This window comes from Pantoea leporis (assembly GCF_028048155.1).
In the GTDB taxonomy this organism is placed as follows: Bacteria; Pseudomonadota; Gammaproteobacteria; order Enterobacterales; family Enterobacteriaceae; genus Pantoea; species Pantoea leporis.
In genome coordinates, this window is sequence record NZ_JALMEU010000017.1 from 1 (window position 1) to 4,825 (window position 4,825).

Sequence of the window (4,825 nt, forward strand, 5' to 3'; positions counted from 1 at the left end):
GTCTGTACATGAGCAATTTCCCATCAGAAATAAGAAAACATCAAACTCGCAACCTACCGATCAGGTAAACTACGGTCAGATTAATCAGTAAAGGCCGTGAAATGTCCAGCCCCAATACATCCCTGAAAGCTTTCAACACTCTTGGTCTTACGATCAATGCACAAACGCTGACCATCGCTGAAACTCCTGACGCTATTACTTTGGCCTGGAAAAACAGTCAGCAATCAAATCTGCCTTTTATTGTATTAGGCGAAGGGAGCAACGTACTCTTTCTTGAAGATTTTAGCGGCTCGGTGGTAATTAATGCGATTAAAGGCATCGCTATCGAAGAGCATGACGAAGCCTGGCACTTGCATGTTGGTGCCGGCGAAAATTGGCATGCTTTAGTTGAAAAGACGCTAAAGAAGGGTATTACAGGGCTGGAAAACCTGGCGCTGATTCCTGGTATGGCCGGCTCAGCACCGATTCAAAATATCGGTGCATATGGTGTCGAATTTAAAGATATCTGTCACTACGTTGAAGCTATACATCTCCCAACGCAACATATGATTCGTTTGTATCGAGAAGAGTGCCAGTTTAGCTATCGCGATAGTATTTTCAAACATGCAATGAAGGATGACTATGTCATTGTTGCAGTGGGATTACGTCTGGCAAAACAGTGGAAACCTGTTCTAACTTATGGCGAGCTGACTAAGTTAAACCCAGCAACAGTGTGTGCCTGGGATGTATTCAATGCTATTTGCCATATGCGCCAAAGCAAACTGCCCGACCCAAAAATCACAGGTAATGTCGGTAGTTTCTTCAAAAATCCGCTGATCACAGCTGAGCATGCAGATGCGCTAATTAAGCAGTGGCCATCCATTCCTCATTATCCACAGGCCAGTGGCGAAGTGAAATTAGCAGCTGGCTGGTTGATCGACCAATGTGGTCTTAAAGGCTTCCGTGTAGGTGGCGCCGCAGTTCACCGTCAGCAGGCTTTGGTACTGATAAATGAAGATTATGCCACGCCACAGGATATTGTCGATTTAGCGCATCAGGTTAGAAATAGAGTCGGACAAAAGTTTGATGTTTGGCTGGAGCCAGAAGTGCGCTTTATCGGTGCTCGAGGCGAGCGTAATGCCGTTGAGGTAATTTCATGAAAGATAATAGCGTGCCGTTAAAGTTAGTGGCATTGGTGGCCGATGGTGAATTTCACTCTGGTGAGCAGCTGGGCGAAGCGCTTGGTATGAGCCGTGCTGCCATTAATAAACATATACAGACTCTCAAAAGTTGGGGTCTGGATGTATATACGGTAACGGGTAAAGGCTACAGCTTACCAGAGCCAATTCAGTTACTGGATGAAGAAATCATTCTGTCTCTCCTGCATCAACCTAATCTGGCGGTTATTCCTGTTATCGATTCTACCAATCAGTATTTGCTGGATCGGATGGATCAATTGCCGTCTGGCTACGCATGCATTGCCGAGTATCAGCAAGCAGGGCGCGGACGTCGCGGGCGTAAATGGTTTTCACCGTTTGGCTCCAACCTGTATATGTCGATGTATTGGCGTCTTGATCAGGGGCCAGCTGCGGCGATGGGCCTAAGTCTGGTGATTGGTATCATCATGGCAGAAGTGATTCAGTCATTAGGTGCTCCGGATGTCCGGGTTAAATGGCCGAATGATCTCTATCTTAACGATCGTAAGCTTGCTGGTATTTTAGTTGAGTTAACTGGAAAAACCGGCGATGCAGCTCAGATTGTTATAGGTGCTGGTGTCAATTTGCTGATGCGTTCAGAAGGCACGGCAGAAATTAATCAGGGTTGGATTAATCTTCAGGAAGCTGGTGTTGATATCGATCGCAACGAGTTAGCTGCGAAGTTGATCAATAGCCTGCGTGAAGCGTTACCTATTTTTGAGCGCGATGGTTTGGCGCCATTTGTCTCCCGCTGGGAAACCCTTGATAACTTCATTAATCGCCCAGTGAAGCTTCTTATTGGGGATCGTGAGGTACATGGCATTGCGCGAGGTATTGATAAGCAGGGTGGCTTATTACTGGAGCAGAATGGAGTCATTAAATCCTGGGTTGGGGGTGAGATTTCTCTTCGTCCAGACAATTAATGCATCTGAGCTAAAAAATTAAAATGCCCACGATCTTTTATGGGCATTTTATAAAAAAGACTATTTCCTCAAACGTACACTTTGCACCGCATGATCAGCCGACTTCGTCATAATAAGACTTGCTCGTTCACGTGTAGGCAGGATATTTTCCTTTAAATTAAGCCAGTTGATCTCTTTCCACAGACCATGCGCAATATTGAGTGCATCCTCTTCGGGTAATTGCGAATAATGATGGAAATAAGAGTCCGGATCGCTAAATGCGCCCTCACGAAATTTCAAAAAGCGATTTACATACCAGCTCTCGAGTAAGGACTCTGGTGCATCGACGTAAATTGAAAAATCCACGAAATCAGACACAAATACATGGTGAGGATCGTGAGGATAGTCCATACCGCTTTGCAGCACATTCAATCCTTCAAGAATAAGAATATCAGGCTGTTGTACGACTTTATCGCCATCCGGAATGACATCATAAATCAGATGAGAATAAACCGGCGCTGTCACCTGGCTAGCACCCGATTTTAAATCAGATACGAAGTTAACCAGGCGATGCATATCGTAAGATTGCGGGAACCCTTTTTTCTTCATCAAACCGCGTTCTTTAAGCACGGCATTAGGATGCAAAAAACCATCAGTAGTGATCAGTTCTACTTTGCGGTGTTCTGGCCAGCGGCTAAGAAGTGCCTGAAGCACACGAGCAGTTGTGCTTTTTCCTACCGCAACGCTGCCGGCAATACTGATGATATAAGGGATTTTCTGCCCATTAGTGCCAAGGAATTGCTCAAGCACCGCCTGACGACGCAGATTAGAACTGATATAAAAATTAAGCAGACGCGATAGCGGCAGATAAATCTCGGCCACTTCTTCTAATGAAAGATCTTCATTGATACCACGCAGACGCTCAATTTCACCTTCAGCCAATGTCATTGGTACTGAATCGCGTAGTGCTGCCCATTGCTGGCGATTGAACTGCAAATAAGGCGTAGTAAGAGGTGTCGTTTTTTTACTCATAAGCATGCATCTGAGTGCAAATTCTGATTAATCAACACCTTGCTGCATTAGGCATACGAAGATGTATCAAACTCAATTGCACGTCACAGGGGTAATTAACGAGAACAATGGGCAGGAGGGTAACACCAGTGTGACTTTAAAAAGAAGTAAAATGATAAACAGGAGCACGCTTTCGCAAGCGTGCCCGCATTTTTCTTGTCGGTCAGTAGCTTGTCGCTACATTTTCTGCTGGGCTGGTACGCAGACGTTTATAGTAAATCGCGCCGGGATGAGGATGCCCATCCGCGCATAATGCATAGTCGGGCAATTCCCCTAAATAGCGGTAGCCATGTGCCCGATAAAAAATTTCTTCTGCAGAACCTGCAATGACATCTAAATAAAGCAGACCACGCTGATAGCTTTCTGCCTTGTGCTCAAGCGTCTGCATTAATCTGCGTCCAATCCCTTCTCGCTGAGCATTTGAATGCACAAGCAGCTGTAAAACTTCCGCGCGATTTTGTCCATCTGGACGCTGACAAATATTGAGCTGCACGCTTCCCACCACAACCGAGTCGATGACGGCAATCCATAGCAGCAACTCATGGCGTGCCATTTTGTTGCGCAAGCTATGAAAATAGCGCTCGGCATCCTGATACTGTTGCATCTTTTGCGAATGTTGAAATGCCGAAGTCATATTGTTTTTTACCGCTTCAACCATCAGGGCAGCCAAAGCCTGACGATAAAGGGGTAATGTTTCTGCAGTGAGCTGTACAATATTCATGCGACATCCTCCATTTAATGACCCGATTAAATAGATAAGCAAAATGCAGGCCAGCAGAAAAACGAGTGTAGCGGGTAGTTTCAAAAAAAATTTTCTGCAATTTGCACAGCAGAAAGGCAGTGTGCTTCAAATATGTGCATTGAAAATGATGGCGGTTCATAGCAATCAATCAATGTGGTGGTGTAAAAACGCACAGGTTTAGGGGGATTTTACTGCGACTGATGGCTGATTTGAGATGATTTGCACAAATAGTAAGCGATAGAGCAATTTTGACGATTTTTTTGTTGCATCCTTCTTCGGGTATTCCTAGAATGCGCTCCACTTGATGCCGGCTTAGCTCAGTTGGTAGAGCAACTGACTTGTAATCAGTAGGTCACCAGTTCGATTCCGGTAGCCGGCACCATCAAGTAGGTGGGATTCCCGAGCGGCCAAAGGGAGCAGACTGTAAATCTGCCGTCACAGACTTCGAAGGTTCGAATCCTTCTCCCACCACCATCTCAACCTCCTGGTTGGGCGTCAGATAAAGTCTTTATCTGATGGGTGAGTTCTTCATCTCTCACCTTCGAATTTCAGATTGCGCATTAGCGCAATCAAAGTTGGTCAGCAACTCTGACCGGCTCGAATAATAGAAGGTCTTCTTTTATTATTCATAAGCTACAGAAAGAACAGGTAGCCGAGTTCCAGGATGCGGGCATCGTATAATGGCTATTACCTCAGCCTTCCAAGCTGATGATGCGGGTTCGATTCCCGCTGCCCGCTCCAGATGTGCTGATATGGCTCAGTTGGTAGAGCGCACCCTTGGTAAGGGTGAGGTCCCCAGTTCGACTCTGGGTATCAGCACCACTTCCTTTATCTCTCTCCTGATTCTCTCTCTGTAAACCAAACAGTCAGGCAATGCCTGGTTGATATGACGATATCTTCGATATATCCGTGTCTTAGAGGGACTAGCGATGGCT

Annotated in this window: 4 protein-coding genes and 4 tRNA genes; 6 read left to right on the top strand and 2 right to left on the bottom strand. The window is 45.8% G+C overall.

Annotation, left to right across the window (positions count from 1 at the left end; genetic code table 11):
* Positions 1 to 101 precede the first annotated feature (101 nt).
* A complete protein-coding gene (gene murB, locus MWH02_RS22910; protein WP_101762583.1) occupies positions 102 to 1,139 on the top strand; it encodes a UDP-N-acetylmuramate dehydrogenase in 1,038 nt (345 codons plus the stop codon).
* Positions 1,136 to 2,098, top strand: a complete 963-nt coding sequence (gene birA, locus MWH02_RS22915) for a bifunctional biotin--[acetyl-CoA-carboxylase] ligase/biotin operon repressor BirA (protein WP_101762582.1) — start codon at positions 1,136 to 1,138, stop codon at positions 2,096 to 2,098. Before murB ends, birA begins: the two co-directional genes overlap by 4 nt.
* Positions 2,099 to 2,158: 60 nt before the next feature.
* Here birA and coaA read toward each other — a convergent pair whose 3' ends face one another.
* Both coaA and MWH02_RS22925 read right to left on the bottom strand, forming a co-directional pair.
* Positions 2,159 to 3,109, bottom strand: coding sequence for a type I pantothenate kinase (gene coaA / locus MWH02_RS22920; protein WP_137384928.1), 951 nt, complete (start codon positions 3,107 to 3,109; stop codon positions 2,159 to 2,161).
* 202 nt (positions 3,110 to 3,311) lie between these two features.
* The gene (locus tag MWH02_RS22925) at positions 3,312 to 3,869 is read right to left on the bottom strand and encodes a GNAT family N-acetyltransferase (protein WP_101762580.1); all 558 of its coding nucleotides are present in this window, start codon (positions 3,867 to 3,869) and stop codon (positions 3,312 to 3,314) included.
* A 327-nt stretch (positions 3,870 to 4,196) separates the two neighbouring features.
* On the opposite strand from MWH02_RS22925, the gene MWH02_RS22930 reads away from it, so the two are divergent.
* From MWH02_RS22930 to MWH02_RS22945, 4 genes are all read left to right on the top strand, one after another.
* A tRNA-Thr gene (locus MWH02_RS22930) sits at positions 4,197 to 4,272 on the top strand.
* 7 nt (positions 4,273 to 4,279) lie between these two features.
* Positions 4,280 to 4,364, top strand: a tRNA-Tyr gene (locus MWH02_RS22935).
* A gap of 192 nt (positions 4,365 to 4,556) precedes the next feature.
* Positions 4,557 to 4,631: transfer RNA gene (locus tag MWH02_RS22940), tRNA-Gly, on the top strand.
* Positions 4,632 to 4,636: 5 nt separating this feature from the next.
* Positions 4,637 to 4,712, top strand: a tRNA-Thr gene (locus tag MWH02_RS22945).
* Positions 4,713 to 4,825 lie beyond the last annotated feature (113 nt).